Consider the following 25,047-nt stretch of genomic DNA (forward strand, 5'->3'; position numbering starts at 1 on the left):
AACTTCATTCAGCGGAGGCGGATACTATGGTGGAAAGCGCAGGGCGTAACGCTCGTCGGGAGCAGGCCAGCTTCATGCACGTCGACGAACTCGGCGGGTTGGGGGTGCTGCAGGCTACCTATCGCCGTCAGACTTTCTCGCGCCACAGCCACGAAGGCTTCTGCGTGGGGGTGATCGACGACGGTGCCCAACGTTTTTACCGGACCGGCGGCGAGCATGTGGCGCCGCTGGGCAGCATCATTCTGGTCAACGCCGACGATATCCATACCGGCAGCGCCGCCAGCGAAGACGGCTGGTCCTATCAGGCGATGTATCCCACCCCGGAGTTGCTGGCGTTTCTCTCGCGAGATTTGAAAACCGGCGCCGGGGCAACGCCTTATTTCCCCAGTCCGGTGATTCACGATGTCGGTCTTGCCGGGCAACTGCGGCTGGCGTTCAGCCTGCTGCGCAGCGATGAAAACCGTCTGCTGAAAGAAACCATGGTGTTTTCTGCGCTCACCTGGCTGATGCTGCGACACGGTAAAAGCCGCATCGACCCCGCGCCGCAGAGTAAGGCGCAGCGACAGGTCACGCAGGTAAAGGCTTTTCTGGATGATTTCCCCGAGGCAGACATTTCGTTGCTGGAGCTGGCGGAACGGGTGGCGCTCAGCCCTTACTATCTGCTGCGTCAGTTTCAATTGGCCACCGGTTTGCCGCCGCATGCTTACCAAATCCAGGCCCGGCTGCGCAAGGCGCGCCAAATGCTGAAGGCCGGCCACGGCGTGCTGGACAGTGCGCTGAGCAGCGGTTTTCACGATCAAAGCCATTTCCACCGCCATTTCCGCAAATCGATGGGCATCACGCCGGGCGACTATGTTAACTCGCTGAAATAGCCGCGCAATCCTGTGCAATACCCCGGAAGCCTCCTGCCGTAGGCTGTGCCTTCAAACGAAGGAGAACAGCATGACGCACTTATCAATCCTCACCGAGCCGCCGGTTTCCCGACTGCGCCCGGCGCTGCAAGGGGCGGCGGCGATTCTGCCGCTGTGTCTGGCGGTGTTGCCCTGGGGCATCCTGGCGGGGTCGATGGCCATTCAGAGTGGTTTGACGGCGGCGCAGGGGCTGGGCATGTCGGCCATTGTCTTTGCCGGAGCCTCGCAACTGGTGGCGATGGGCATGATCAAAGGCGGGGCGGGGTTGCTGGCCATTCTGGTCTCGACCTTTTTTGTCACCGCCCAACATTTTCTGTATGGCCTGCGGCTGCGGGAAAGCGTAGCGCCGCTCCCTTTACGTTGGCGTTTGCTGTTGGGGTTCCTGTTGACCGATGAGCTGTTTGCCCTCACCGGCAATCAGGCCCCGGCGCGCTTTAACCGCTGGTACGCGCTGGGTGCCGGGCTGACCTTTTACCTGAGCTGGATTTTTTTCACTCTGTTGGGCGTGCTGGCCGCCGGCAGCGCCGAGGATCTGGACCGTTATGGCCTGGATTTCTCCATTGCCGCCACTTTTATCGCCATCGTGGTACCGATGATCCCTAGCCTGCCGGTGCTGGCGTGCGTACTGACTGCGTTGCCGCTGTCGGTGGCGCTGCATTATTTTCAGGTACCGGGCGCGTTGATTATCACCACCGTCGCGGCGATGGGCGCCGGCATGCTGTGCAGCAAGGGGCGCCTATGATTTGGCTGACGATAGTGCTGATGGGCCTGGTGGTGTTTTTCAACCGTTACTGTTTTCTGGCACCGGGCCTGCCGGTGCGGCTGTCGCCGCGCTTCAGGCGCCTGCTGAGTTTTTCCGTGCCGGCGGTGCTGACGGCGATCTGCGGGCCGATCCTGGCTTTCAGCGGCGATACTTTGCGCGCGGTACCGGATAACCCTTATCTGTGGGGCGCGCTGTTTGCGGTGATACTGGCGTTTTTCTTGCGCAATATGTTGGCGGTGGTACTGCTGAGCATGCTGATTTTTATCGCCCTGTGCGGCCTGTTTTAAAATCCGGTTGACGAATCCCTTATTTGAGATTATTTCTCTTATATGGGATTTATCATCAGGAGCATGAGAATGGATAATGGATTGGAAAGTGCCGATCTGCGGTTGGCTCAGCGGCTGTCTGATTTGCGTCAGCGGCAGAATTGGTCGCTGGAGGAGTTGGCGCAGCAAACCGGCATCAGCCGGGCGACGTTGTCGCGTGTGGAGCGCGCGGAAACCAGCCCGACCGCTTCGCTGTTGAACAAGCTGTGCTCGGCGTATGGGCTGACCATGTCACGCCTGCTGAGCGAGGTCGAGGATGAACCGCCGGAGCTGCTGCGCCGTGAGCAGCAACCGGTGTGGGTCGACAGCGCCAGCGGTTTTCATCGCCGCTCGGTATCGCCGCCCGCCGCGCTGTTCAAGGCGGAGTTTATCGAAGGCCGGCTTGAAGCCGGGGCGGAAATTGCCTATGACGCGCCTTCGGTACATGCGCTCGAGCACCATCTTTGGCTGTTGGAGGGCAGGCTTGAGCTGACGCTTGAGGATCGCACCTTCCAGCTTGAGCCGGGCGACTGTCTGCGTTACCGGCTGTTCGGCGCTTCCAAGTTTGCTGTGCCCGGCACCGCGCCGGCCCATTACACCCTTGTTATCTGCAGGCCCTGATCATGATTGAGATACAGCAACTGAACGCCGACGAGGTACAAAACGCTCTTCCCGAGCTGGCCGAGATGCTGCAAGCCAGCGTATCGCAAGGCGCGAGCATTGGTTTTGTAATGCCTTTCACCCTGGAACAGGCGCAGGCGTTCTGGCGCCGTCTGCTGCCGGCGATTGAGCGTGAAGAAAGGATCCTGCTGGTTGCCCGGCAAGCGGGGCGAGTGGTCGGTACGGTGCAACTGCTGCTGGACATGCCTGACAACGGCCGTCACCGCGCCGAGGTAGTGAAATTGATGGTGCATCCGCAGGCTCGCCGCCAGGGCATCGCCCGTGAGCTGATGCTGCAAATTCAGCAAAGGGCGATTCAGCATCAGCGGCATTTATTGGTACTGGATACCCTGACCGGCGATACGGCCGAGGGCATGTACCGTCAACTGGGGTTTCAGCTGGCGGGAAGCATTCCGCAGTACGCCCGCGCCAGCAACGGCAGCGCGCTGGATGCCACCAGTTATATGTACAAATTATTGTAAGTATACCCGTCGTCTTTCAAGCTACAGCGTTGTTGGCCGCGCTCAGTAACGTGGCCCGTCCATGGGCCACGCCCCTTAAGGGGCCGCTGCAAGCAGCGTTCAAATCTGCTCCCGGCAGATTTGTCACCCCAGTCACTTACTTGAGTAAGCTCCTGGGGATGAACGAGCTTACCGCCTGGCTGTAACTTGAAATCCATAGGGTATATGCAGAGCGCGACTGTACTGGAAAGTACGCTGTTTGTACGCGATTACTGCCCGTTCCAGGCCTTGATGGCCTGTTGGCGGATTTGCAGCTTCTGCTCCGGCGTCAGCTTGTTGTAATCGCGGGCCATGCCGCTTTCCCAGTCGCCGTACAGCGGGTTAGGCAGCACGATAAACTCGGTGCCGAACTTGCTTTGATTATCGCTGACGAATGCCCGACGTTGCGCATTATCCTTGTGATAGGTTGCCGCGCCGAAGTCGTTCAGGTTGTCGCCGGCGTACACCACGATGTCATAGCCTGCCTGTTTGATAGCGTCAAAACGCGCCTGCTTGTTGGACGTGTCGCTGCTGAGCAGCACGGTTTTTTCCGACATGCCGGTAAAGCCCAGTTTCTGCATATTGGCGACCGTAGCGGCGTATTCGGACACTTTGCGATTGGAGACGTAGAACATCGTGCCCTGGTGGCTGTTGACGTAACGGGCAAACTGCACCGCGCCCGGCACGGCCCCCGCCTGTTCGGCCTGCGACCATTTCGCCCAGGTGGCGGCGGCGAACGGCTTACCTTGCTGTGCCTGCCAGCCGGAATACGGGCTATTGTCCAGCAGGGTTTCGTCCAGATCGACCACCACGGCCTTCTTCTTGCCTGGCGCGGCCTTGGCCTGATCGAAGGCGCGTTTGCCGCTGTTGAATGCTTGGTGCGCCAACGCCTGGTATTCACCGGACTGTTGGAACCAGTTCAGCGCCAACACCGATTGGTCTGCCAGCCGCTGTTGGGCTTGCAGATCGGTTTTCGGCGGCTGCGCGCAGCCGGTCAGCGTCAATAGCGCGATGCCGATCGCCGCGCCAAGGGTCATTTTCTGCATGTTTTCTCCTGCCCTGAATAAAGGGATAACTTTCGGGTTGTTATTGTGCGGTATTCAACGTCATCGCCATCTCAAACTGGCGTAGCGCGTCTTGCCGCCAGCCGAGCCGGTCAAAGAAGGGCGCTGCTACCTCGGGAACGTAAACGTTGGCCGCCAGCGGCAGCGGCGAAAAGTGTGCTTGCAACGCAGCCAGCAGCGCCCGGGCATGCCCTTTGCCGCGGTGCTGCGGCGGCACGTAGATCATACGTAAGAAACACTTTTCGGCCCCGGTTTGCACCACCGCATAGGCCTGGCGGTCAAGGGTGAAGGCGTGCGGTTTGCCGGGCAGTTTGTAGAGCGATTCCGGTGCGATCAGCCAGGGCTGGTCGATGGCGCCTTCGGCCGTCAGGCGGTGCGAGACGGTCAACGGATCAATCTCTTGCAGCACCGCCACGTCGGCGGTTGTCGGTTCATCGGCCTGGTGGCCAGTCAGGGTTCGGACGATACGCAGGCCAGCCTGGTGGTAGAGCGCCAGTGCGGCGTCATTGCCTTCGATCACTTCCAGCGACAGCCGACGATCGCCACGCTTATGCGCGTCGGCGACGATGCGCTGCATCAGCGCTTTCCCCAGCCCTTTGCCACGCATTTCCGGGCGGATGGACAGCGCCGCTACCCGGCTGTGCAGGCCACGGCGGCTTATCAGCGCCAGCGCCACCGGCTGTTGTTGATGGGTGACGATAAGGCTGTCGTTCAGGCTGAGGTCTTCGGCGCCAAAGCGGCTGGCGAAGGTGGCGCCGTCAATGACAAAACGCACAATGTAGTTTTCAAAACAGTGGCAGAGGATCTGCGCCAATTGGTCGCTGCTGTAGCGCAGGGCACTTTGATACTCAAACCGTCCATCGTTGTGCATGGTTCATTCCTGTGGGAAAGGGAGGCGATACCCGTCATCTTTCAGGCTGCAACCTTGTGGTCGGCAACGTGAAAGCCGTAGGGTATTACATCTAGACCCGATTGTTTTACAAGGCAAGTTTCTGCGTGCGGTTACGGGATGCAGAGCGGGAATCGGGCAGGGGCCTGGGGGCAGAAAGCGCAAATGAAAAAAACCGGGCGCAGCCGCCCGGCGAAATAAATCTTTTCAAGTAGCCGAAGCTAAAGATTGCAGTGGTGGTTATTCGTCACATCAGAACTGGTAAGTCAGGGCGACGGCTACAACGTCGTCGGTTTTCAGGCCCAGCTTATTGTTGTCGTCGAGTTGGTTGATTTTATAATCGATATAGGTCGACATGTTCTTGTTGAAATAATAGTAAGCGCCAACGTCAAAATATTTCACCAGGTCGGCATCGCCGACGCCTTCAATATTTTTCCCTTTCGACTGAACATAACCCAGCGATGGGCGCAGGCCGAAGTCGAACAGATATTGTGCAACCAATTCCACACCTTCCGCCTTGTTGGCAAAGCCGCTAACGGAGGTGGAGTTGTTATTGATGGTCGCGGTGCCGGAAATAGGCACGATGTTATGACTCTGCGAATAGGTCGCGGCCAGGTAAACACTGTTGTTGTCGTATTTCAGACCGCCGGCCCAGATATCGGCTTTATCGCCTTTACCGAAGGTGCCTGCTTTTTGGCCTGCAGTACGGTTGGAAGAGGCATAGGCACCGCCCAGGCTCAGACCGTCGATGATTTCGTAGCTGGAAGACAGACCCCAACCGTCGCCGTTCGCCTTGCTGCCGGCGCGGCCATCGTTTTCGTTTTTGCCCTGGTACTGTACCGCGAACTTCAGGCCGTCGACCAGGCCGAAGAAATCGTTGTTACGGTAGGTTGCCAGGCCGTTGGCGCGGCCATTCATGAAGTTGTCGGTTTTGACGTAAGCGTCATCGCCGAACTCAGGCAGCATATCGGTCCAGGCGCCCACGTCATAAATAATGCCGTAGTTGCGGCCGTAGTCGAATGAGCCGAGATCTTTGTATTTCAGACCGGCGAAGCCCAAACGGGTCTTGGTGTCTTTCGCACTGTCGGATTCGGCATGGTTAGCCGAAATCTGATATTCCCACTGGCCGTAGCCGGTCAGCATATCGTTAATTTGAGTCGCGCCTTTAAAACCGATACGCACGTAGGTTTTATCGCCATCATTACCGGTATCGTCAGAGAAATAGTGCAGTGCTTTTACGCGGCCGTAAAAATCGAGCTTGTTGCCGTCTTTATTGTAGATTTCTGCTGCCTGTGCTGTCTGCGCAATTAAAAGTGCCGGAATAATAACGGCCAGAAGATTACGTTTCATGATTTACCCTGCTTTATTCGATTGAAAGACGCTTATCATCAGTTGTACTGCTGTTTCACTGTGCCGCCTGTTTGTTTGCAGCGAGGATTTTTTACCTCAGTTATGTGATCTATTTATGACAAAATATTCATTTCCATATCGAACGATTAAAAAAGTTGCGAAAAGTGTGAATTTCTTCCCCGGACAGGTGTCGTGGCGGATCTACAGATAGCGATGCTGCTCCTGATTTTTGCAAGAGCCATGCGTGAGACTTATAGGTTGCGGGAAACCTGCGCTGCGTATCCACAAGGATTGCCGTTGGGCTGGCGCTGATCCTGGGGTAATCACCATCCTGTTTTTATGAACCTTTGATATCAAAAATCCCGATTTTCACCGGCCATGACGGCGAGTAGCTTAAGGCTATCCGTTAAACAGCAGGAGAAAATGATGCAACCTTCCCAACAGGCCGGCCAACAGGCGTTCGGCGATATTGCCCCCAAGCTGGCGCAGCTCAGCGACAGCGTATTATTCGACGATGTGTGGCAGCGGCCGGAGCTTGGCCCGCGCGAACGCAGCCTGATTACCGTCGCCGCGCTGGTGGCGCTGAATCGCGTAGAGCAGTTGCCGTTTCACTTGCAACTGGCGCAACGCAACGGCGTGAACCGCGAGCAACTTGCCGAATTGATCACCCATCTGGCGTTCTATGCCGGCTGGCCGGCGGCGGCTAGCGCCGTGGCGCGCCTGCGTGAATTGGAACAGGAGTAACGTTATGCCTTTCAGCCGCATTGCCTTGCATCAGGGAAAATCAGCGCAATATCTGCAAACCCTGTCCGACAGCCTGCATCAGGCGTTGGTCGACACCTTCAACGTGCCGCCGGCCGACAAATTTCAGGCCATCGATCAATACCGCCCCGGCGAGTTGATTTACGACCGCGATTACCTTGGCGGGCCGCGTTCGGCGGATTATGTGCTGTTTTACATCACCATCGGGCGCCCGCGCGATACCGCCACCAAACAGCGTTTTTATCAACGGCTGGCGGCGCTGCTGGGGGAGAACCTGCAACTGCGTCCGGAAGATGTGATGATCGTCATCACCACCACTCAACTGGATGAGTGGTCGTTCAGTGCTGGCCGTGCCTCAATGATTGAAAGCCAGCCATAACTCGGGCTGACTCGGCCAGCGGTCTGTGGGACAATAGCGCCATCATTTCGTTTAGATATAGAGTTGAATGGCGCTCTCCCCCGCAGTAAAAGATCAGATTGGCCAGTGGTACAAAGCCCTGCAGCAACAAATACCGGATTTTATTTCCCGTGCACCGCAACGGCAGATGATCGCCGAAGTCGCCAAGACGCTGGCCGGCGATTACCCGCGCCATCTGGCGATTGAGGCGCCGACCGGCGTCGGTAAAACGCTGTCGTATTTGATCCCGGGGATCGCCGTGGGCCGCGCGGAGAGCAAACCGCTGGTGGTCAGCACCGCCAACGTGGCGTTGCAGGATCAGATCTACAGCAAAGACTTGCCGCTGCTGAAAAAGATCATCCCCGATCTGAAATTTACCGGTGCCTTTGGCCGTGGGCGCTACGTTTGCCCGCGCAATCTGGCGGCGCTGAGCACCGACGTCAGCGAGCAGGGTGACCTTACGCTGTTCCTCGATGACGAACTGGCGCCGTCCAGCGGCGAAGAGCAGGCGCTGTGCCAAAAGTTGACCAAGGCGCTCAACCGCCATGAGTGGGACGGGCTGCGCGACCATTATCAGCTGTCGATAGACGATCCGCTGTGGGGCAAACTGAGCACCGACAAAGCCAACTGCCTGGGGCGCAACTGCCATTACATCCGCGAATGCCCGTTTTATATCGCCCGCAAAGAGATTGAAACCGCCGACGTGGTGGTGGCCAACCATGCTTTGGTGATGGCGGCGCTGGAAACCGAATCGGTGCTGCCGAACCCGAAAGAGCTGCTGCTGGTGCTGGACGAAGGCCATCATTTGCCGGAGGTGGCGCGCGACGCGCTGGAGATTGACGGCGAAATCACCGCGCTGTCGACCAACCTGCAATTGGATATGATCGTGCGCCACGTCGAACAGTGCATGACGCAATACCGGCCGAAAAACCCGCCGGGGCTGGCAAATGACGAACGATTGAAAAATCACTGCGAAGAGTTGCGTGAGCTGATCCAGATCTTCGAGCATCAGGTCAGCGCCTATCTGCCCACCGACAGCGCTCCCGCCGAACACCGGTTTGAAATGGGCGAGCTGCCGGCGGAGATGGTGGAAACCAGCGCAAGGTTGTTTAAGCTGACCGACGCCTTGCGCGGGGTGGCGGAGTTCATATTGAATGATCTCACCGAACAGACCGGCAAGCACGATATCGTGCGCCTGCACCGTTCGATCATTCAGATGAGCCGCACGCTGGGCTATCTTGAGGCGATGAGCAAACTGTGGCGGCTGGCGGCGCTGGATAAATCCTCCAACGCGCCGATCTCCAAATGGGTCACGCGCGACCTGCGCGATAACGTGACGCACCTGTATCTGCACTGCGTTGGCATTCGCGTCAGCGATCAGTTGGAAAAGTTGCTGTGGCGCAAAGTGCCGCACGTGGTGATCACCTCGGCGACGCTGCGTTCGCTAAACAGCTTTGCGCGCCTGCAAGAAATGAGCGGGCTGAGCGAAAAGGCCGGTGACCGCTTCGAAACCCTGTCCTCGCCGTTCAATCACGTTGAACAGGGCAAAATTGTCATTCCGAACATGCGCTTTGAACCGGCGATAGCCAACGAAGCGGAACACCTGGAAGAAATGGCGCGTTTCTTTCGCGCCGAGCAGGCCAGCGGCAAACACAAGGGCATGCTGATCCTGTTCAGCAGCCACCGGGCGATGCAAACCTTCCTCAGCTACGTTACCGATCTGCGCCTGATGTTGCTGGTGCAGGGGGATCAGCCGCGCTACCGGCTGGTTGAAGAACACCGTAAACGGGTTGAAAAGGGCACGGCCAGCGTGTTGATTGGCCTGCAGTCATTTGCCGAAGGGCTGGATCTGAAAGGTGAACTGCTGACCCAGGTACATATCCACAAAATCGCGTTCCCGCCGATCGACAGCCCGGTGATCCTCACCGAGGGCGAGTGGCTAAAATCGCTCAAACGTTATCCGTTTGAAGTGCAGAGCCTGCCCAGCGCTTCGTTCAACCTGATCCAACAGGTTGGCCGGTTGATTCGCAGCAATGAGTGCCACGGAGAGATCGTGATCTACGATCGCCGTCTGCTGACCAAAAGCTACGGGTCGCGGCTGCTGGCGGCGTTGCCGGTGTTTCCGATTGAGCAGCGCGAGGTGCCGGAAGCGGACAAGGCCCACAAGGCTGCGCTCAAGTCTGCCGCTGAAGCGGAGAAAAAAGACAAAAAGCGCAAGAACCCGTTTACCCGCCGACGCACGCGTTAATCAAAGCAGCGGCGGCAGGCGGCGTTTCACCGGCGTGGTTTTGACGATCGAGGTGTTGCTCTGCGCCCGCTCGGCCAGCTTGTCGAGGATATGGTCGAGCTGCTCCATCGAATGCGCCACCAGGCGCACGATAAAGCAGTCCTCGCCCGTCACCTTGTCGCACTCGATCACTTCGGGGATCTCCTGAATCATCTGCTCGACCTTTTTCAGCATGCCCGGCAGCGGCTTGATGCGCACCAGCGACTGAAAAGCGTAACCCAGCGCCTGCAGATTGACGTTCAGGGTGTAGCCCTGGATCACGCCGCTTTCCTCCAGCCGCCGCAGCCGCTCTGAGGTGCTGGGCGACGACAGCCCAGCCCTGGCGCTCAGGGTTTTCAGCGACGCTCGCGCGTCCTCCGCCAGAATGGTCAGGATCTGGCGATCGATATCATCCATAAGCTCTCCATTAGGTATTTTGTTTATTACACCTGCGATAAAAAGGCAGTTAAGCATATTGGCCTTTTTTATGCGATGGAAACCTGTGCGGAAAAACCTCAAGCTAAGGGCATAGGCTTAACCTTGAGGAAATAACCATGAACGCAGAGATAAAGCGCGGTTCGCTGGAGATGATCGCCGCGATGCTGATTTCCGGCACCATTGGCTGGTTTGTACTGATGTCCGGCCAGCCGGTGATCAATGTGGTGTTCTGGCGCTGTGCGGTGGGCGCGCTGGTGTTGCTGGCTATCTGCGGAGCGCTGGGGCAACTGCGGCGCGATTGCCTGACGCGCGCCACTTTGTTGCTGGCGATTGCCGGCGGCGTGGCGCTGGTGATCAACTGGCTGCTGCTGTTTGCTGCCTACTCTTATGCGTCCATATCCATTGCCACCGCGGTGTACAACACCCAGCCGTTTATGTTGGTCGCGTTGGGAGCGCTGTTTCTCGGTGAGAAACTCACCGCCCGCAAGCTGCTGTGGCTGGCGTTGGCGTTTGTCGGCATGATGCTGGTGGTGCTGGCTCAGCCCAAACAGGCGGGGGATCAGAGCAACTACCTGATGGGTATTTTGCTGTCGCTCGGTGCGGCATTTTTCTATGCGCTGATGGCTCTGGCGGCCAAACGGCTGAAAGGCACGCCGCCGCATCTGATCGCACTGATTCAGGTGACGGTCGGCGTGGCAATGCTGTTGCCGCTGGTGGATTTCCACGCGCCGGCGACTGCCGGGCAATGGGGCATGCTGGCCACGCTTGGCGTGCTGCATACCGGGTTGATGTATGTGCTGCTGTACGGCGCGATCCAAAAACTGCCGACCAACCTGATCGGATCGCTGTCGTTTATTTATCCGATCGCCGCCATGCTGGTGGACCGGCTGGCGTTCGGTCATCGGCTGGTCGCGCTGCAGTTTGCCGGCGCCGTCATTATCTTGTTGGCGGCAGCGGGCATGAACCTGCTGGGAGAGCGCAAGGTGACATTAGCGGTTACGCCAGGCGGCAAGCAGGCATCCGAACAGTGACAACGTCAGTAATAACAGCATCACCGCCCGGTAGCCGTAGGCCGGGTAAATCAACGCAGCCAGTGCCAGACCCACCGCGCCGCCCAGGTTGTGCAGCGTCCAGGTGATGCCCAGCGCGCCGCCGCTTTGCGCTTCGCTGACGGTGCCGAGCGTCGCCATCACCAGCGGGCCTAGGATGCAACCCCAACCCAGCCCCATCAGAGCGAAGGCGCTGAGGATCAGCGGCAACGGGCTGGTGGCGGTAAACAGACTTTGCAGCGCGGCGGAGGCGGCCAGCGCCGCAAAACCGAGGATCAACGCCGGTCGTGGGCCGGATTTATCCACCCATCGACCCACCCAGGGCGAGATGAGTGCCATCACTGCCGTGGTGGGCAACAGCAACAAACCCAGTATTGCGCCCCCGTAGTGGCGGGTACTTTCCAGATAGATTGGCATCAGGAAAAATGCGGCGCAGTAGAAGAAGGCCAGCAGCGCGCTCAGCAGGCAGACGCGCAGTAAGGCTGGGTTTCGCAGCAATTCCAGCGGCACCAGCGGTGAACGCGCCCGACGCTCGACCGGCAACAACAGGCCCAGCGCGGCTACCGCCAACGCGGCTGTCAGCAGGGTCTTGGCATTCAGCCAACCCCACTGGCCGCCCTGGCTGATGGCCAGCAACAGCCCGGCGATGCCGACGATCAACAGCAACAGACCGGGAATATCCAGCCGCGCGCCTTGCTGTGCGCGTGACTCCCGCACCGTTCCCAGACAGAACGCGAAACTCAGCGCGATCAACGGCACGTTCAACAGAAACACCCAGCGCCAGCCCAGCGAGCCGACCAACAGGCCACCGGCAACCGGGCCGATCGCCAGGCCCAGTCCATTCACCGCCAGTAAAATACCGATGGCGCGACCGCGCTGCTGCGGCGGCCAGGCATCGGCGACAATCGAGGTGGTGGCGGTGTACAACACGGCGCAGGCCGCACCCTGTACGAAGCGCCAGACATTGAGCAGCTCAATGCTGCCCGCCAGCCCGGCGCCCAGCGACGCGCCGGCGAACACCAGCATCCCGCTGTACAGCACTCGACGGCGCCCGTACAAATCTGCCAGCCGCCCTGCGCTGACCATAAAGGCGCACAGCGCCATCACGAACAGCGCCATTACCCACTGTACGCGGCTCAGGCTGGCCGCCAGTTCGCGCTGAATGGCCGGGATTGTGGTATTGACGATGGTGAAATCGATACAGCCCAAAAAGCTGGCGATGCTGATGCCGATCAGCAATCGCCACAGGCGGGGGGTGCCGGTTTCGGTCAGAACTTCGCTGTGTTCGCTCATGGATTTTCCTCGGCTGAAAATAATGCGTTCAGTTTACTCAGTGCAGAGAGTAGCCAGTGGCGGCGTTTAATCGTTTAATAAGCGAATTAATATCGCCAATAGGGCAGCCACATGATCTCCAGCGAACGATTACATGCGATCCGCGCCTTTGTGCAGGCCGTTCAGGCCGGCGGTTTTAGCCGCGCGGCGGAACAGCTCGGGCTTTCCCGTTCAACCGTGGGTAAAGCTGTGGCGCGATTGGAGCAGCGGTTGCAGGTGCGATTGTTTCAGCGCACCACGCGCAGTTTGTCGCTGACTGATGAAGGGCAGCTGTTTTATGACGACTGTCTTAAAGCGCTGGCGGCGCTGGAAGCGGCGGAAAGCCAACTGGCAGCCCGCGCCCGCACGCCGGAAGGACGGTTGCGGGTATCGCTGCCGGTGCTGTTCGGCCAAAAATGGGTGTTGCCGCCGCTGTTGGCGCTGACGGGCCGCTACCCGCAGTTGCATCTCGAAGCGCTGTTTTCCAACCGTGCGTCAGATCTGGCGGAAGAGGGCATCGATCTGGCCGTGCGCATTGGCTCCCCCGGCGATGCGGCGGCCATCACTGCGCGCCAGTTGGGGGAGCAGAAGCAGATACTTTGCGCCGCACCGGCCTATCTGGCGCGGCAGGGGGAGCCTGGTGCCGTGGCTGAGCTGTTGCAGCATCAGGCGATCGGCATGCTGCGTGACGGGCGTAGCCAGCCCTGGCAACTGCTGGACCCACAGGGGAAAACTCAGCGGCTGCAACCGCCGGCCCGCCTGCGGTTGGGGAATATGGAGGCGGTGCTGAGTGCCGCCTGCGCCGGGCACGGCATTGCCATGTTACCGCGCTGGCTGGCGCACGACGCGTTGATGGCGGGAACGCTGCGGGAAATCCTGCCAGGCAGCTGTGGGCCGGGGCTGGCGATTAACGTCGTCTGGCTGAAGGGGACCGCGATGCCGCTACGGGTGCGGGTGGCGATCGACGCTCTGTTGGCGGCCTTCCTGCCCAAAGCTCCGTGGCAATGATTTGGCGCTGGTAAACGCCGATGGCGTGGCTATGATAAAGCTTCGCTCCCGCCACGTTCAGCTCAGGTGATTTATGGTTGATGCTTCCACGCTTTCATTGTTTTCCGGCGCCTGTCTGGCGTTAGCGCTAACTCCAGGCCCGGATATGCTGCTAATCGCTTCGCGCAGCGTCAGCCAGGGGCGTCGCGCCGGTTTCGCGTCACTGACGGGGATCCAGCTCGGCACTTACTGCCACGCGTTGGCGGCGGCGTTGGGCCTGTCGCAGCTGTTTGTCGCGGTGCCGCTGGCCTATGATGCGGTGAGAATGTTGGGTGCAGCTTATTTGCTGTATCTGGCGTGGAAAACGCTGCGATCAGGCAGCAGTTTACAGGCATCTTCCGGATTAGCCGCTGTGCCGATAGTGCGAATTTTCCGCCAGGGGCTGTTCACCAACCTACTCAATCCGAAAATGGCGCTGTTCGTTCTGGCACTGTTCCCGCAGTTTCTCGACCCGCATGCCGGTTCAGTGGTGGTGCAGATGCTGCTGCTGGCGACGGTACTGAATCTGGTGGGCCTGCTGATAAACGGCGGAGTGATCCTGGCGGTCAGCAGCATGAAAAGCCGTTTTGTCGGCCGCCGTTTCAGCGCGCGTTGGCCGAACTATCTGCTCAGCGGCGTGTTCGCCGGGTTGGCCTGCAAGCTGATTTTTGACGGCCGCAAATAGCTTCACGCCTGCAACAACGCCTCAAACGCCACGCTGGCCGGGCATTGCGCCAGCGCGCTGTACATCACCAGCCGCAAATGATTTTCCTCATCGACAATAAACGACGCGTGCTCAAAGGTCACCTGACCGGCCCCCGGCACGTTGAAGGTGCGTTGCCCCTGGCAACGACCGTGAATGTCATGCTGTTGCCACAGCTGGCGGAACTGCGGCGATACCTGCTCCAGTGCCTGTATCCGTTGCTGCATGGTGGCGTCATCTGGTGCGCGGGCATAGTCGCGGCGAAAGCTGGCGAGGATTTGCGGCGCCTGTGCCTGCCACTCCACCAGCCGTTGGTTGAGCTGCGGATCGGCGAACAGCATCCACAGCATGTTGCGCTGCTCCGCCGGGCGATCGCCGATGGCGAACAGCCTTTCCGCCGCCGGATTCCAGGCGATGATGTCCCAACTCAGGTTCATCACGTAAGCCGGGCGCAACTGCAGGTCGTCCAGCAGGCGGCGCACCAGCGGTGAAACCTGGCACCACTGATGGCCGACCGGTACCGGCGGGCGCTGATGCGCCAGCAAAAACAGATGGTATCGTGCGGTCGCATCCAACTTTAACACCCGCGCCAGATTCTCCAGAAAATCCACCGAAGCGTTGATTTCCCGCCCTTGTTCCAGCCAGGTGTACCAGGTGAGACCCACGCCCGCCAACGCCGCAACCTCTTCGCGCCGCAGCCCCGGCGTACGGCGTCGGTTACCGCTCGGCAAGCCGACAGCCTGCGGCGACAGTTTCTCGCGCTTCTGACGCAGAAAGTCCGCCAGATCCTGACGGGTTCGATTGAGGGTACGTGGCGGCATACGGCTGTCCTGTTGTTTTCAGTAATAGTATAAATGGCTATATAGTAACAGTTTAAGACATGTTCCATACTGCCGCCATCGCAATCTCGGAGGTGTTATGGAACAGACATTATCTTGCGGCGATCGGGGCTTGCCTGGGTTGCCGGTGTTGCTGTTGGGCGGATTCGTGACGGTGTTTGACCTGTTTGTCGTGAACGTGGCGGCGCCGGTTGTCCAGCAGCAGTTCGCCGCCGATTTTGCCGGTGTGGGGCTGATTATCGCCGGCTATGAGCTGGCTTTCGGCGTGTTGTTGATAGCCGGCGGGCGTTTGGGCGATCGCTTTGGCCGTTGCCGGATGTTCAGCCTGGGCATGCTGGGCTTTACCCTGACTTCGGCGCTGTGCGGCATGGCTACGTCGCTTGGCATGCTGATCGCGGCGCGTTTCCTGCAAGGGGCGGCGGCGGCGCTGTTGTTCCCGCAGATTTATGCGCTGCTGCGCGTATTGTACGGCCCGCAACAGCGGCGGCGCGCCTTTGCCTGGCTGGGTATGACGCTGGGGCTGGCGGCGATTTTCGGCCAGATCCTCGGCGGGTTCATTATTGAGGCCGATATTTTCGGCAGCGGTTGGCGCATGATTTTTTTGATCAACCTGCCGATTGGCGCGCTGGCTTTGCTGGCGGCGCGGCGTATCCCCGAATCGCGCCTCGAGCAGGCGCAGCGACTGGATGGCGTTGGCCTGCTGCTGGCCGCTGCGGGATTGTTGTTGCTGTTAGTGCCGTTGCTGGAAGGGCCATCGCGCGGCTGGCCCTGGTGGGTGTGGCCCGCGCTGGCAATGGCGGTGCTGTTACTCTGGGTTTTTGTGCGCTGGGAGCGCCGGTTGGCGCTGCATACCGGAGATGCGGTGCTCGATCCTGCGTTGTTCCGGCAGGGAAGCTTTGGCCCTGGGGTCGCGGTGGTGCTGGCGATTTACTCTACCGCCTCCTCGTTCTTCTTGTGCTTTGCGCTGCTGTTGCAGGCGGGGATTGGCCTGACGCCGTTTCAGGCGGGCAGCCTGTTCGCGCCCGCCAGTGCGGCCTTTATGCTGGCCTCGTTTCTGGCGCCAAGGCTGGTGCAACGCTGGGGCAACGGCGTTTTAGCCGGTGGCGTGGCCGTCTACGCCGCCGGGATGGCGTGGCTGGTGGCGCAGGTGCTGTGGGGCACGGCGCTGGCGGATCCACTCTGGCTGCTGCCGGGGTTGGTGATCCTGGGATTTGGACAGGCATTGAGCATGACGCCGCTGCTTAATCTGGTGCTCGGGCTGGCAAAGGAGCAGCAGGCGGGCATGGCCGCCGGAGTGATTTCCACCGTGCAGCAGGTGGGCGGCGCACTGGGCATCGCCGCCAGCGGTGCATTTTTTGTCCCGCTGTTGGCTGCGGGCGGCGGAGCGGATCGCTATGGGCAGGCATTTGCCGGCGCCATGATCTACAACCTGTCGGCGATGGGGGGGGCCTTTGTGCTGCTGAAGTGGATCATCCAACAACAGCGTAAACTGGCTCTTTAGCAAACCGCCGTCGGGTGTTATTGCTGGTGGCTTCTACCCGACGTCAAAGGAGCCAAACGCATGTATCAACCCGCCTCATTCCGTGAAGATGACCTGGAAGCCCAAATTGCGCTGGTGCGCGCCAACCCGCTGGGCATGTTGATCAGCCAGGGTGAGCAAGGGCTGGTGGCGGATCCGCTGCCGTTTTTGATTGATGCCGACGAGCAGGGAAATATCTGCTTGCGGGCGCACCTGTCACGCGCCAATCGCCACTGGCAAGGGTTACAGGCGGTGCAGGAATGCCTGGTGGTGTTTCAGGGCGTTGATGGCTATATCTCGCCGGGCTGGTACGAAACCAAACGCCAGACCGGCAAGGCGGTGCCGACCTGGAATTACAGCCTGGTGCAGCTATACGGCGTACCGACGGTAACCGAGGATGCGGGCTGGTTGCGCCGGCAACTGGAAGGGTTAACGGCGTTGCAGGAAGGGCGGCAGCCTGAACCGTGGCGGATTGACGATGCCCCGGCGAACTATATCGCCGCGCAGATCAAGGGCATTGTCGGTATCGAAATCGCCGTGACCCGGCGCGAGGGCAAATGGAAGATGAACCAGAACCGTAGCCCTGATGATGTCGACGGCGTGATCGCCGGACTGCGCGCGGGTAATGCCGACCAGCAGCGGTTGGCGGATGAGGTTGAGCGGCGGCGTGGATAGGGTATGCTAATCCCAGACTGAATCAGGGGACGTACAGGCGATGGATTACACCAAAATTATCAAAGAAATAGGCCGTGGAAAGAACCACGCGCGCGATCTGGACCGGGAAACCGCCTTCCAGCTTTATCAAAAGATGCTGGCCGACGAGGTGGGTGAACTGGAGTTGGGCGGCATTCTGATCGCCATGCGCATTAAAGGGGAAGCCGAAGAGGAAATGCTGGGCTTTTACCAGGCGATGCAACAGCAGGTGATGCGCCTGCAGGCGCCGCAGGGGCGACCGATGCCGGTGGTGTTGCCCAGTTACAACGGCGCGCGCAAACAGGCTAACTTGACGCCGTTGCTGGCGTTGTTGCTGACGCGCGTTGGCCTGCCGGTGGTGGTACATGGCGTGCTGAATGACAGCACCCGCGTCACCAGTGCGGAAACCTTCCGTGCGCTGGGCCTGCCCTGGTCGCAAGATGCCAGCCATGCCCAGCAACGTCTGGATAACGGCGAAACGGTATTTATCCCGGTCAACGCTTTATCCGCCCCGCTGGACAGGCAGCTTGGCCTGCGCTGGCGCATGGGGGTGCGTAACAGCGCCCATACGCTGGCCAAACTGGCGACGCCCTTTGCCGAACAGGATGTGCTGCGCATTGCCAGCGTGTCGCACCCGGAATATGTCGGCCGCGTGGCATCGTTCTTTCGCCAGATTGGCGCCCGCGGGCTGCTGATGCACGGTACCGAAGGGGAAGCCTACGCCAACCCGCAGCGCTGCCCGCAGATCCATTACATCGTTAACGGTGAGCAGCAGGTGTTGCTGGAGCGGCCGGCACAGGACGAGACGCCGGAGCTGCCGGCAGCGAAGGATGCCGAAACCACCGCGCGCTGGACCGAACGTTGCCTGGCGGGGGATGTGGCCATTCCGCTGGCGATCCAGCGCCAGATTGCCTGCTGTCTGCTGGCCGCCGGTGAAGTTGACAGCCTGGAGCAAGGGTTGGCGCGTTTACGCAGCGCGTAAATCCCTTGGCTATACTGGAACATCACGCATATTGGCCGAAAGGATGGTTATGCAACAGGCTCTCGATTACTTCAATCAATTGAATCAGGACTACCTCGACGTTCATCGCACCAAAGAAGATCTGTTCTGGCAGAACTATATGGGCACGGGCGGTGATGAGGTTTCGACGCGCTTCTCGGCGGCGGAAAGCGCCTACAAGCGCTTTATCGGCGAACCGCGTCGGCTGGCTGAAATTCGCCGGCTGCTGGCCGGGCTGGAGATCCTGCCGCAGGATGCGCAGCGTGATGCGCTGCAACATGGGTTGAACGGCTGGCTGCGTTTCTTTGACTGCAACGCGATTGAAGATGCGCAGGCGCAGACGCTGTTGGATCAGATCATCAGCGCCGAAGCGGACCTTTATACCCGGCGCAAGGCCAACCCGGTCAGCCACCTGAATGCCGCAGGGCAACGGGTGAATGCTTCGCTCGGCGAGCTGTTGACCAATCAGGCCACCAATGAAAACGAAGACTACCGCCGCAGCTCGCAAGACGCGCTGCGCGAGCTGGAACAGTGGCTGCTGCACAACGGCCTGCCGGAGCTGATTAGCCTGCGTAACCGCTTTGCGCGCCAGATGGGTTTTCGCAACTATTTCGACTATAAGGTGAACAAAACCGAGCGTATGACGCCGGAACAGCTGTTCGCCATCCTCGATCGTTTCGAGTTGCAGACCCGGGAGGCCAATTCACGCAGCTTGCAACAGCTGGCGGCGGAGAAAGGCGCGCAGGCGCTGGAACCCTGGAACCTGCGTTTTGCCAGCGCGGGTGACGTGACTCGCCAACTGGATCCCTATTTCCCGTTTGCTCAGTCGCTGGAACGTTGGATCAACAGTTTCAAACGGCTGCACATCGGTTTTCGCGGCGCGCAGATGGATCTCGATCTGCTGGTGCGGCCAGGCAAGTATGAAAACGGTTTTATGCACGGGCCGGTGCCGCCGTTTATCCAGCAGGGTAAATGGCTACCGGCACGGATTAACTTTACCAGTCTGGCGCAGCCGGATCAGGTAGGCAGCGGCGCTCATGGTCTGAACACCCTGTTCCACGAGGGTGGGCACGCCGCGCACTTTGCTAATATTTGTCAGAACGCGCCCTGTTTCTCGCAGGAGTTTCCGCCGACGTCAATGGCCTATGCCGAAACCCAGTCGATGTTCTGCGACAGCCTGCTGGACGATGCCGATTGGCTGAAACGTTATGCGAAGAACGCCGCCGGCGAACCGGTGCCGGATGCACTGATTGAGGCCAGTATCGCTGCGCGCCAACCGATGCGTGCGTTCAACGAACGTCATATCTTGCTGGTGCCTTACTTTGAATGGGCGCTGTACCAGTGGGAGGATGAACAACGCACGCCGGAGGCGATTACCGCGCTGGCGCGCGAGGTAGAAAGCAAAATACTGGGTATCAGCGGCAGCCCGCGCCCGACGCTGGCGATCCCGCATCTGTTGTCGCTGGAGTCAGCCTGCTCTTATCAGGGCTATCTGTTGGCGTTGATGGCGGTTGAGCAGACGCGACAATTCTTCCAGCAGCGCGACGGTTATCTGACCGACAATCCGGCGATTGGCCCGGATCTGGCACGCCACTATTGGCTACCGGGCAACGGCGTCAGCCACGACGATACGCTGCGCAGCCTGACTGGCGAAGGCTTTAACCCGGACTACCTGGCGCAGGCCTGTAACCAGACGGTCGCGCAGGCATGGCAGGAGGCGCAGCAGACCATTGCCGATGCTGCCGCCCGGCCACAGCCGGCGGCGGATTTCGACCTGGCGGCGCATATCCGGGTGGTGGATGGCGATGAAGTGCTGGCGGATAACGCCGGGGGCGACGATCGCATGTGTCGTGATTTCGCTGCGGCGATTAACGCCCGTCTGGCCTGAAAACGCATAGCAAAAAGCCCGCCGATAGCGCGTATCGGCGGGCTTTTTTTATCTGAAACAAATGCTTAGTTGTAGATGACCGCAGTGGCATGCATCAGGTTATTACCGCTGGTAGAGGTAATGGTAAAGGCTTTGGCACCGGCCGCGTCGGCTTTGGTCGCCAACTGAGCTTTCAGGGTGCTCAGGTCGGTAGCGCCGCTGGCGGTGATCACGCCGGCTTTTTCGAACTGGGCGGCGTCTTGTGCGCTGACGTGTTCAGCGGCAAAAGAAGTGAAAGATACGCTAGCCAGAACGATAGCAGCAGCAAAAGTTTTGATGTTTTTCATGAGGGTCATTCCTGTCAAGTTTGTAAGGGAGAAAGGGGCTTCCTTTCGATAGAGTGATTATTGCGCAGTGACAGGTAGGATGAAATCGGAGAGTATTGATAATCTTTTTCAGATTTTTTGATCATCAATTCCCCCGTTCTCCTGAGGGAGAAAGGGGGGCTCGTTCAGCGCTTTAGGGCATCCGGGCGCTGCAGATCGAAACGGTGTTGTTCCGAAATGCCATAGTAGGCGCTCGGCCCGCCGGCGCGCAGGATAGGTTCGGCTGCGGCAGTTTGATAAACGCCATGCTCGTCCAGCAACGCGGGGTCGAGATGCACCGCGACCACTTCGCCCAGCACCAGCCAGGTTTCCACCTTCTCGCCGGCGGCGCTTTGCAACTGAATGCACTGTGTCAGGCGGCATTCGAAGTTAACCGGGCTTTCCGCTACGCGATCGGCCTTCACTCGTCGGCCGGGCAGCGGCGTCACGCCGACAAAGGCAAATTCATCTTCGCCGCGCGCCAGGCTGGCGGAACTGTTGTTCATGGCTTCGGCGAGCGGGCGTGTCGCCAGGTTCCAGACAAACTCTCCGGTTTCCACGATATTCGCCACGCTGTCTTTCCAGCCGGTGCTGGCAAAGCCGATGATGGGTGGGCGGTAGTTGAAACAGTTAAAGAAGCTGTAAGGTGCCAAATTGCGCTGGCCGTTGGCGCTGACCGAGGAGATCCAACCGATAGGGCGGGGGCCGACGATGGCGTTCAGCGGATCGTGCGGCAGACCGTGGCCTGCTGCGGGTTCATAGTAATAACGGGACTCACTGCTCATAAACGACCTGGTGTGGATAAACCGAGCTTTTATTTTGACGGGTTTCTCGTCGGCTGCAAGTTTGACGTCGCTTTATGGTATCTTACGCGCCAGAAATACCTTTAAAGAGAGCCCGTCACGGTGGAAAAAAAGAAAACCTTCCCGCAGCAGAAAAGCGGCCTGCACCCGCGTAACCGTCATCGCTCACGCTATGATTTTCCGGCGCTGATCGCCAGTTGCCCGGCGTTGGAGCCGTTCGTCAAACCGAATGCCTGGGGCGATATCTCGGTGGACTTCGCCGATCCGGCGGCGGTTAAAATGCTCAACCGTGCCTTGCTGCAACATTTTTATGGTATCGAACATTGGGATATTCCCGCCGACTACCTTTGCCCGCCGATCCCTGGCCGAGCTGATTATCTGCACCATCTGGCGGACCTGCTGGCTACCAGCAACGGCGGTGAGATCCCGCGCGGTAAAGGCGTGGCTATTCTCGACGTGGGCATTGGCGCCAACTGCATTTATCCGATCGTCGGCCTGCGCGAGTACGGTTGGCGGTTTACCGGTTCGGAGATCGACCCGGTCTCGCTCAATTCGGCCAAGATGATCGTAGAGATGAACCCGACGCTGAGAAACAGCGTGCGTCTGCGTTTGCAAAAACAGCCGGAATTTATCCTTAACGGCATTATCGGCGTGGCGGAGAAGTTTGACGCTACGCTGTGTAACCCGCCGTTCCACGGTTCAGAACAGGAAGCGCGCGCCAGTACCCGCCTTAAACTGCACAAGCTGGGCAAAGGCGAAGTGGCCGACAAGCCGATACAGAACTTCGGCGGCAAGAATAACGAACTGTGGTGTGAAGGCGGCGAAGAAGCCTTCGTACGCAAGATGGTTGAGGAGAGCGTCGGCAAGGCACAGAACTGCCTGTGGTTTACCTCGCTTATCTCCAAAAATACGACTCTGCCAAGCATTTACCACGCGCTGAAGCTGGCGGGTGCGGTGGAAGTGCGCACCATCGAGATGGCGCAGGGGCAAAAGATCAGCCGTTTCGTGGCCTGGACCTTCCATGACGCCGAGCAGCAAGCTGCCTGGGCGGCAGAACGCTGGCGTTGATTCCTCAGGCGCTGGTCAGCTAACCGGCGCCAATAAAACTTCACATTTTCCTTCCAATTCTGCTGCCGCAGCTCGTGTGCTCACGGGGGATCAATTACGCCAAGTGGCGACGCATTGATCGCTTTCTAAGAAAAAAATCGTTGGAAACGGCGGGCGCAGAACGCGCCCGCCGCTAAGCAGGGTAAATCAGGAGACGTGCTGCAGGAACTCTTGCAGACGCGGGCTTGGTGGCGAGTTGATCAGATCGTGCGGGTTGCCGTCTTCGGCTATACGGCCCTTGTCGATGAAGATCAGACGCGACGCCACTTTTTCGGCAAAGCCGACTTCGTGGGTCACGATCACCATGGTCATGCCTTCTTCAGCCAGATCTTGCATAACCTTCAGCACTTCGTGACGAAGTTCCGGGTCAAGCGCCGAGGTGGGTTCGTCGAACAGCATCATTTTCGGTTTTACCGCCAGCGCACGGGCGATAGCCACACGCTGCTGCTGGCCGCCGGACAGTTCGGAAGGGTAGTGATGCGCGCGTTCCGCCAGGCCCACTTTGGCCAACAGCTCACGCGCCAGTTTTTCCGCTTCCGACTTTTTCAGACCGCGTACGCGGATCGGGCCAAAAGCGACGTTTTCCAGCGCCGTCAGGTGCGGGAACAGGTAAAACTGTTGGAACACCATGCCGGCTTCCTGACGGATCAGGCGATCGTCGACCTTGGGATCGTTGGCTTTCAGACCATCGACGAACAGATCGCCGCTGGTGATCTCTTCCAGTTTGTTGATGCAACGCAGCAGCGTGGACTTGCCGGAGCCGGAAGGCCCGATAATCACCACCACTTCACCCTGGTTAATTTTCAGGTCGATATTGTGCAGCACTTGGGTTTGGCCAAAATGCTTGGAGACGTTTTTAAATTCAATCACAGGATTTTCATCCTTCTTTCCAGACGACGCAGAACGAAGCTCAGCACCAGGGTGATGATCAGATAGATAACTGCTACGGCGCTCCAGATTTCCAGCGCACGGAAGTTACCGGCAATAATTTCCTGGCCCTGACGGGTCAGTTCCGCCACGCCGATCACGATGAACAGCGACGTGTCTTTAATGCTGATGATCCACTGGTTACCCAGCGGTGGCAGCATGCGGCGCAGCGCCAGCGGCATAATGACGTAGCGGATGGTTTCACGGCGCGACAGACCCAACGCCAGGCCCGCCTCGCGGAATCCGTTGTGGATCGACAACACCGCACCACGAGTAATTTCCGCAATGTAGGCGCCGGAGTTGATCATGATGGTGACCACCGCCGCGCTAAACGGATCTATGCGCAAATCGCTGAACGCCATTGGCAGGGCGAAGTAGATAAACATCACCTGCACCACGATCGGCGTACCGCGGATCACTTCAATGAACACCAGGGCGGCGTGGTTGGCAAGCCAACCGCCGTAGGTACGGGCAAAGCCGGCGACAAGGCCGATGATCAGGCCGCCAATCAGACCGAGGACCGAAATCCACAGGGTCATTTTGGCGCCTTCTAACAAAATGGGGATGGCGGGCCAGATGGCGCTCCAGTCGAACTGCATGGTGTTTTCTCCCGATGATCCCAACGCTGGGAATCAGATACAACAAAGCGCAGGGGCTAAGGCACAACCCCCGTGCTCAAGTTAAACAGTGGCTGACTTCACCCGTTATTTAGGCTCAGTACCGAACCATTTTTTGTAGATTTCGTTGTAGGTGCCGTTGTCGCGCAGCGTTTTCAGCGCGCCGTTCACCTTCACGCGCAGCTCGTCGCTGCCTTTCGGGAAGGCGATGCCGTATTGCTGGGCTTCCAGTGATTCACCGACGGTTTTGAACTTGCCTGCGCCTGCGGTTTTAATGAAGTACAGGATATTTGGCGTGTCGTGCAGTACCGCGTCAGCGCGCTTGGTGCCCAGTTCCATATAGGCGTTATCGATGTTCGGGAACTGACGCAGATCTTTGGTTTTGATGTTCTGCTTGGCGTAATCCACCGAGCCGGTGCCGCTCTTCACCGCCACCACTTTACCGTCCAGATCCTTCACGCTTTTTACGCTATCGTCGTTGGCATTCACCATCACCAACAGACCGCTTTTGTAGTAACCGTCGGAAAACTCGATGGCTTTTTTACGTTCTTCGGTGATGGTGATACCCGCCAGCGCCAAATCGATGTTTTTAGTTTGCAACGCCGGAATGATGCCGCTGAAATCCATAGGTTTCAGGGTGTAATCCAGTTTCAGCTCTTTAGCGATCGCGGCCCACAGGTCGATATCGAAGCCAACGTATTTGTCGCCTTGCTTGAATTCAAAGGGAACGAATGCGGTATCGGTTGCGACGACCAGTTTGTCTGCTGCGTGGGAGCTTACGGCAAAAGCCAGCGAAAGTGCGGCCAGGGAGACTTTGAAAATTGACTTCATGTGAGGAATTTCCTGTACAGGTTGCGGATTACCCATTTTTTATATTGCAGTTGGTGCCATGAAAAAATCGTGCCATGTTTGCAAC

The 25,047-nt window shown here is 59.0% G+C and carries 27 protein-coding genes; 16 read left to right on the forward strand and 11 right to left on the reverse strand.

The window, feature by feature from the left end:
- Positions 1-26: 26 nt before the first annotated feature.
- The 5 genes from JEM67_RS08070 (at position 27) to JEM67_RS08090 (ending at position 3,121) form a co-directional block, all read left to right on the forward strand.
- Positions 27-872, forward strand: a complete 846-nt coding sequence (locus JEM67_RS08070) for an AraC family transcriptional regulator (protein ID WP_199635316.1) — start codon at positions 27-29, stop codon at positions 870-872.
- Between the two features lie 70 nt (positions 873-942).
- Positions 943-1,653 carry an AzlC family ABC transporter permease gene (locus JEM67_RS08075; protein WP_199635314.1) on the forward strand — a complete coding sequence of 237 codons (711 nt, stop codon included), beginning with the start codon at positions 943-945 and terminating at the stop codon, positions 1,651-1,653.
- The gene (locus JEM67_RS08080; RefSeq protein WP_013812098.1) at positions 1,650-1,961 is read left to right on the forward strand and encodes an AzlD domain-containing protein; all 312 of its coding nucleotides are present in this window, start codon (positions 1,650-1,652) and stop codon (positions 1,959-1,961) included. The genes JEM67_RS08075 and JEM67_RS08080 overlap by 4 nt, the downstream gene beginning before the upstream one ends.
- 69 nt (positions 1,962-2,030) lie before the next feature.
- A complete protein-coding gene (locus tag JEM67_RS08085; protein ID WP_199635312.1) occupies positions 2,031-2,600 on the forward strand; it encodes a helix-turn-helix domain-containing protein in 570 nt (189 codons plus the stop codon).
- Between the two features lie 2 nt (positions 2,601-2,602).
- Entirely contained in the window at positions 2,603-3,121 is a 519-nt protein-coding gene (locus tag JEM67_RS08090) for a GNAT family N-acetyltransferase (protein ID WP_013812100.1), read from the forward strand.
- 248 nt (positions 3,122-3,369) lie between these two features.
- Here the strand turns inward: JEM67_RS08090 and JEM67_RS08095 are convergent, their stop codons facing one another.
- The 3 genes from JEM67_RS08095 to ompC form a co-directional block, all read right to left on the reverse strand.
- Positions 3,370-4,185: a 5'-nucleotidase, lipoprotein e(P4) family gene (locus JEM67_RS08095; RefSeq protein WP_199635311.1), complete on the reverse strand. Its 816-nt coding sequence runs from the start codon at positions 4,183-4,185 to the stop codon at positions 3,370-3,372.
- Positions 4,186-4,225: 40 nt separating this feature from the next.
- Positions 4,226-5,074 (reverse strand): GNAT family N-acetyltransferase, encoded by an 849-nt coding sequence (locus tag JEM67_RS08100; RefSeq protein WP_199635309.1) that lies wholly within the window; start codon positions 5,072-5,074, stop codon positions 4,226-4,228.
- A 270-nt stretch (positions 5,075-5,344) separates the two neighbouring features.
- Positions 5,345-6,442 carry a porin OmpC gene (ompC, locus tag JEM67_RS08105; protein ID WP_013812103.1) on the reverse strand — a complete coding sequence of 366 codons (1,098 nt, stop codon included), beginning with the start codon at positions 6,440-6,442 and terminating at the stop codon, positions 5,345-5,347.
- A 426-nt stretch (positions 6,443-6,868) separates the two neighbouring features.
- On the opposite strand from ompC, the gene JEM67_RS08110 reads away from it, so the two are divergent.
- The 3 genes from JEM67_RS08110 (at position 6,869) to dinG (ending at position 9,849) form a co-directional block, all read left to right on the forward strand.
- On the forward strand, positions 6,869-7,186 hold the full coding sequence (locus JEM67_RS08110) for a carboxymuconolactone decarboxylase family protein (protein ID WP_006324318.1): 318 nt from the start codon (positions 6,869-6,871) through the stop codon (positions 7,184-7,186).
- Between the two features lie 4 nt (positions 7,187-7,190).
- Entirely contained in the window at positions 7,191-7,583 is a 393-nt protein-coding gene (locus JEM67_RS08115) for a tautomerase family protein (protein WP_013812104.1), read from the forward strand.
- A 67-nt stretch (positions 7,584-7,650) separates the two neighbouring features.
- Positions 7,651-9,849, forward strand: coding sequence for an ATP-dependent DNA helicase DinG (gene dinG / locus JEM67_RS08120; RefSeq protein ID WP_199635307.1), 2,199 nt, complete (start codon positions 7,651-7,653; stop codon positions 9,847-9,849).
- On the opposite strand, the gene JEM67_RS08125 is transcribed toward dinG, so the two are convergent.
- The gene (locus JEM67_RS08125; protein WP_013812106.1) at positions 9,850-10,284 is read right to left on the reverse strand and encodes an Lrp/AsnC family transcriptional regulator; all 435 of its coding nucleotides are present in this window, start codon (positions 10,282-10,284) and stop codon (positions 9,850-9,852) included.
- 137 nt (positions 10,285-10,421) lie between these two features.
- Between JEM67_RS08125 and JEM67_RS08130 the strand changes: the two genes are divergently transcribed.
- A complete protein-coding gene (locus JEM67_RS08130; RefSeq protein WP_199635305.1) occupies positions 10,422-11,336 on the forward strand; it encodes a DMT family transporter in 915 nt (304 codons plus the stop codon).
- Here the strand turns inward: JEM67_RS08130 and JEM67_RS08135 are convergent.
- Entirely contained in the window at positions 11,295-12,647 is a 1,353-nt protein-coding gene (locus JEM67_RS08135; RefSeq protein ID WP_199635303.1) for a DHA2 family efflux MFS transporter permease subunit, read from the reverse strand. The genes JEM67_RS08130 and JEM67_RS08135 overlap by 42 nt on opposite strands.
- 111 nt (positions 12,648-12,758) lie before the next feature.
- On the opposite strand from JEM67_RS08135, the gene JEM67_RS08140 reads away from it, so the two are divergent.
- Together JEM67_RS08140 and JEM67_RS08145 are read left to right on the forward strand one after the other, a co-directional pair.
- Positions 12,759-13,673 (forward strand): LysR family transcriptional regulator, encoded by a 915-nt coding sequence (locus JEM67_RS08140; protein WP_199635301.1) that lies wholly within the window; start codon positions 12,759-12,761, stop codon positions 13,671-13,673.
- 73 nt (positions 13,674-13,746) lie between these two features.
- Positions 13,747-14,376, forward strand: coding sequence for a LysE family translocator (locus JEM67_RS08145; RefSeq protein ID WP_199635299.1), 630 nt, complete (start codon positions 13,747-13,749; stop codon positions 14,374-14,376).
- A 2-nt stretch (positions 14,377-14,378) separates the two neighbouring features.
- Here the strand turns inward: JEM67_RS08145 and JEM67_RS08150 are convergent, their stop codons facing one another.
- A complete protein-coding gene (locus tag JEM67_RS08150; protein WP_199635297.1) occupies positions 14,379-15,215 on the reverse strand; it encodes a helix-turn-helix transcriptional regulator in 837 nt (278 codons plus the stop codon).
- 97 nt (positions 15,216-15,312) lie between these two features.
- Between JEM67_RS08150 and JEM67_RS08155 the strand changes: the two genes are divergently transcribed.
- From JEM67_RS08155 to JEM67_RS08170, 4 genes are read left to right on the forward strand one after another with little or no spacing between them, the layout of a single operon-like run.
- Complete coding sequence (locus JEM67_RS08155; protein ID WP_199635295.1) at positions 15,313-16,734, forward strand: MFS transporter; 1,422 nt, start codon at positions 15,313-15,315, stop codon at positions 16,732-16,734.
- Between the two features lie 60 nt (positions 16,735-16,794).
- Positions 16,795-17,427 (forward strand): FMN-binding negative transcriptional regulator, encoded by a 633-nt coding sequence (locus JEM67_RS08160; protein ID WP_199635293.1) that lies wholly within the window; start codon positions 16,795-16,797, stop codon positions 17,425-17,427.
- Between the two features lie 40 nt (positions 17,428-17,467).
- Complete coding sequence (gene ybiB, locus JEM67_RS08165) at positions 17,468-18,427, forward strand: DNA-binding protein YbiB (RefSeq protein ID WP_199635291.1); 960 nt, start codon at positions 17,468-17,470, stop codon at positions 18,425-18,427.
- A 49-nt stretch (positions 18,428-18,476) separates the two neighbouring features.
- Positions 18,477-20,333 carry a M3 family metallopeptidase gene (locus JEM67_RS08170; RefSeq protein ID WP_199635290.1) on the forward strand — a complete coding sequence of 619 codons (1,857 nt, stop codon included), beginning with the start codon at positions 18,477-18,479 and terminating at the stop codon, positions 20,331-20,333.
- A 65-nt stretch (positions 20,334-20,398) separates the two neighbouring features.
- Here the strand turns inward: JEM67_RS08170 and bhsA are convergent, their stop codons facing one another.
- Together bhsA and JEM67_RS08180 are read right to left on the reverse strand one after the other, a co-directional pair.
- On the reverse strand, positions 20,399-20,659 hold the full coding sequence (gene bhsA / locus JEM67_RS08175) for a multiple stress resistance protein BhsA (RefSeq protein ID WP_013812115.1): 261 nt from the start codon (positions 20,657-20,659) through the stop codon (positions 20,399-20,401).
- A gap of 164 nt (positions 20,660-20,823) precedes the next feature.
- On the reverse strand, positions 20,824-21,462 hold the full coding sequence (locus JEM67_RS08180) for a flavin reductase family protein (protein ID WP_199635288.1): 639 nt from the start codon (positions 21,460-21,462) through the stop codon (positions 20,824-20,826).
- A 120-nt stretch (positions 21,463-21,582) separates the two neighbouring features.
- Between JEM67_RS08180 and rlmF the strand changes: the two genes are divergently transcribed.
- Complete coding sequence (gene rlmF / locus JEM67_RS08185) at positions 21,583-22,548, forward strand: 23S rRNA (adenine(1618)-N(6))-methyltransferase RlmF (protein WP_013812117.1); 966 nt, start codon at positions 21,583-21,585, stop codon at positions 22,546-22,548.
- Positions 22,549-22,734: 186 nt separating this feature from the next.
- Here the strand turns inward: rlmF and glnQ are convergent, their stop codons facing one another.
- The 3 genes from glnQ to glnH form a co-directional block, all read right to left on the reverse strand.
- The gene (gene glnQ, locus JEM67_RS08190) at positions 22,735-23,457 is read right to left on the reverse strand and encodes a glutamine ABC transporter ATP-binding protein GlnQ (RefSeq protein WP_006322077.1); all 723 of its coding nucleotides are present in this window, start codon (positions 23,455-23,457) and stop codon (positions 22,735-22,737) included.
- Positions 23,454-24,113, reverse strand: a complete 660-nt coding sequence (gene glnP, locus JEM67_RS08195; protein WP_004942232.1) for a glutamine ABC transporter permease GlnP — start codon at positions 24,111-24,113, stop codon at positions 23,454-23,456. The genes glnQ and glnP overlap by 4 nt, the downstream gene beginning before the upstream one ends.
- A gap of 105 nt (positions 24,114-24,218) precedes the next feature.
- Positions 24,219-24,962, reverse strand: coding sequence for a glutamine ABC transporter substrate-binding protein GlnH (gene glnH, locus JEM67_RS08200; protein ID WP_006324335.1), 744 nt, complete (start codon positions 24,960-24,962; stop codon positions 24,219-24,221).
- Positions 24,963-25,047 lie beyond the last annotated feature (85 nt).

Origin of the sequence: Serratia sp. PAMC26656 (assembly GCF_016469055.2) — a bacterium.
In the GTDB taxonomy this organism is placed as follows: Bacteria; Pseudomonadota; Gammaproteobacteria; order Enterobacterales; family Enterobacteriaceae; genus Serratia; species Serratia plymuthica.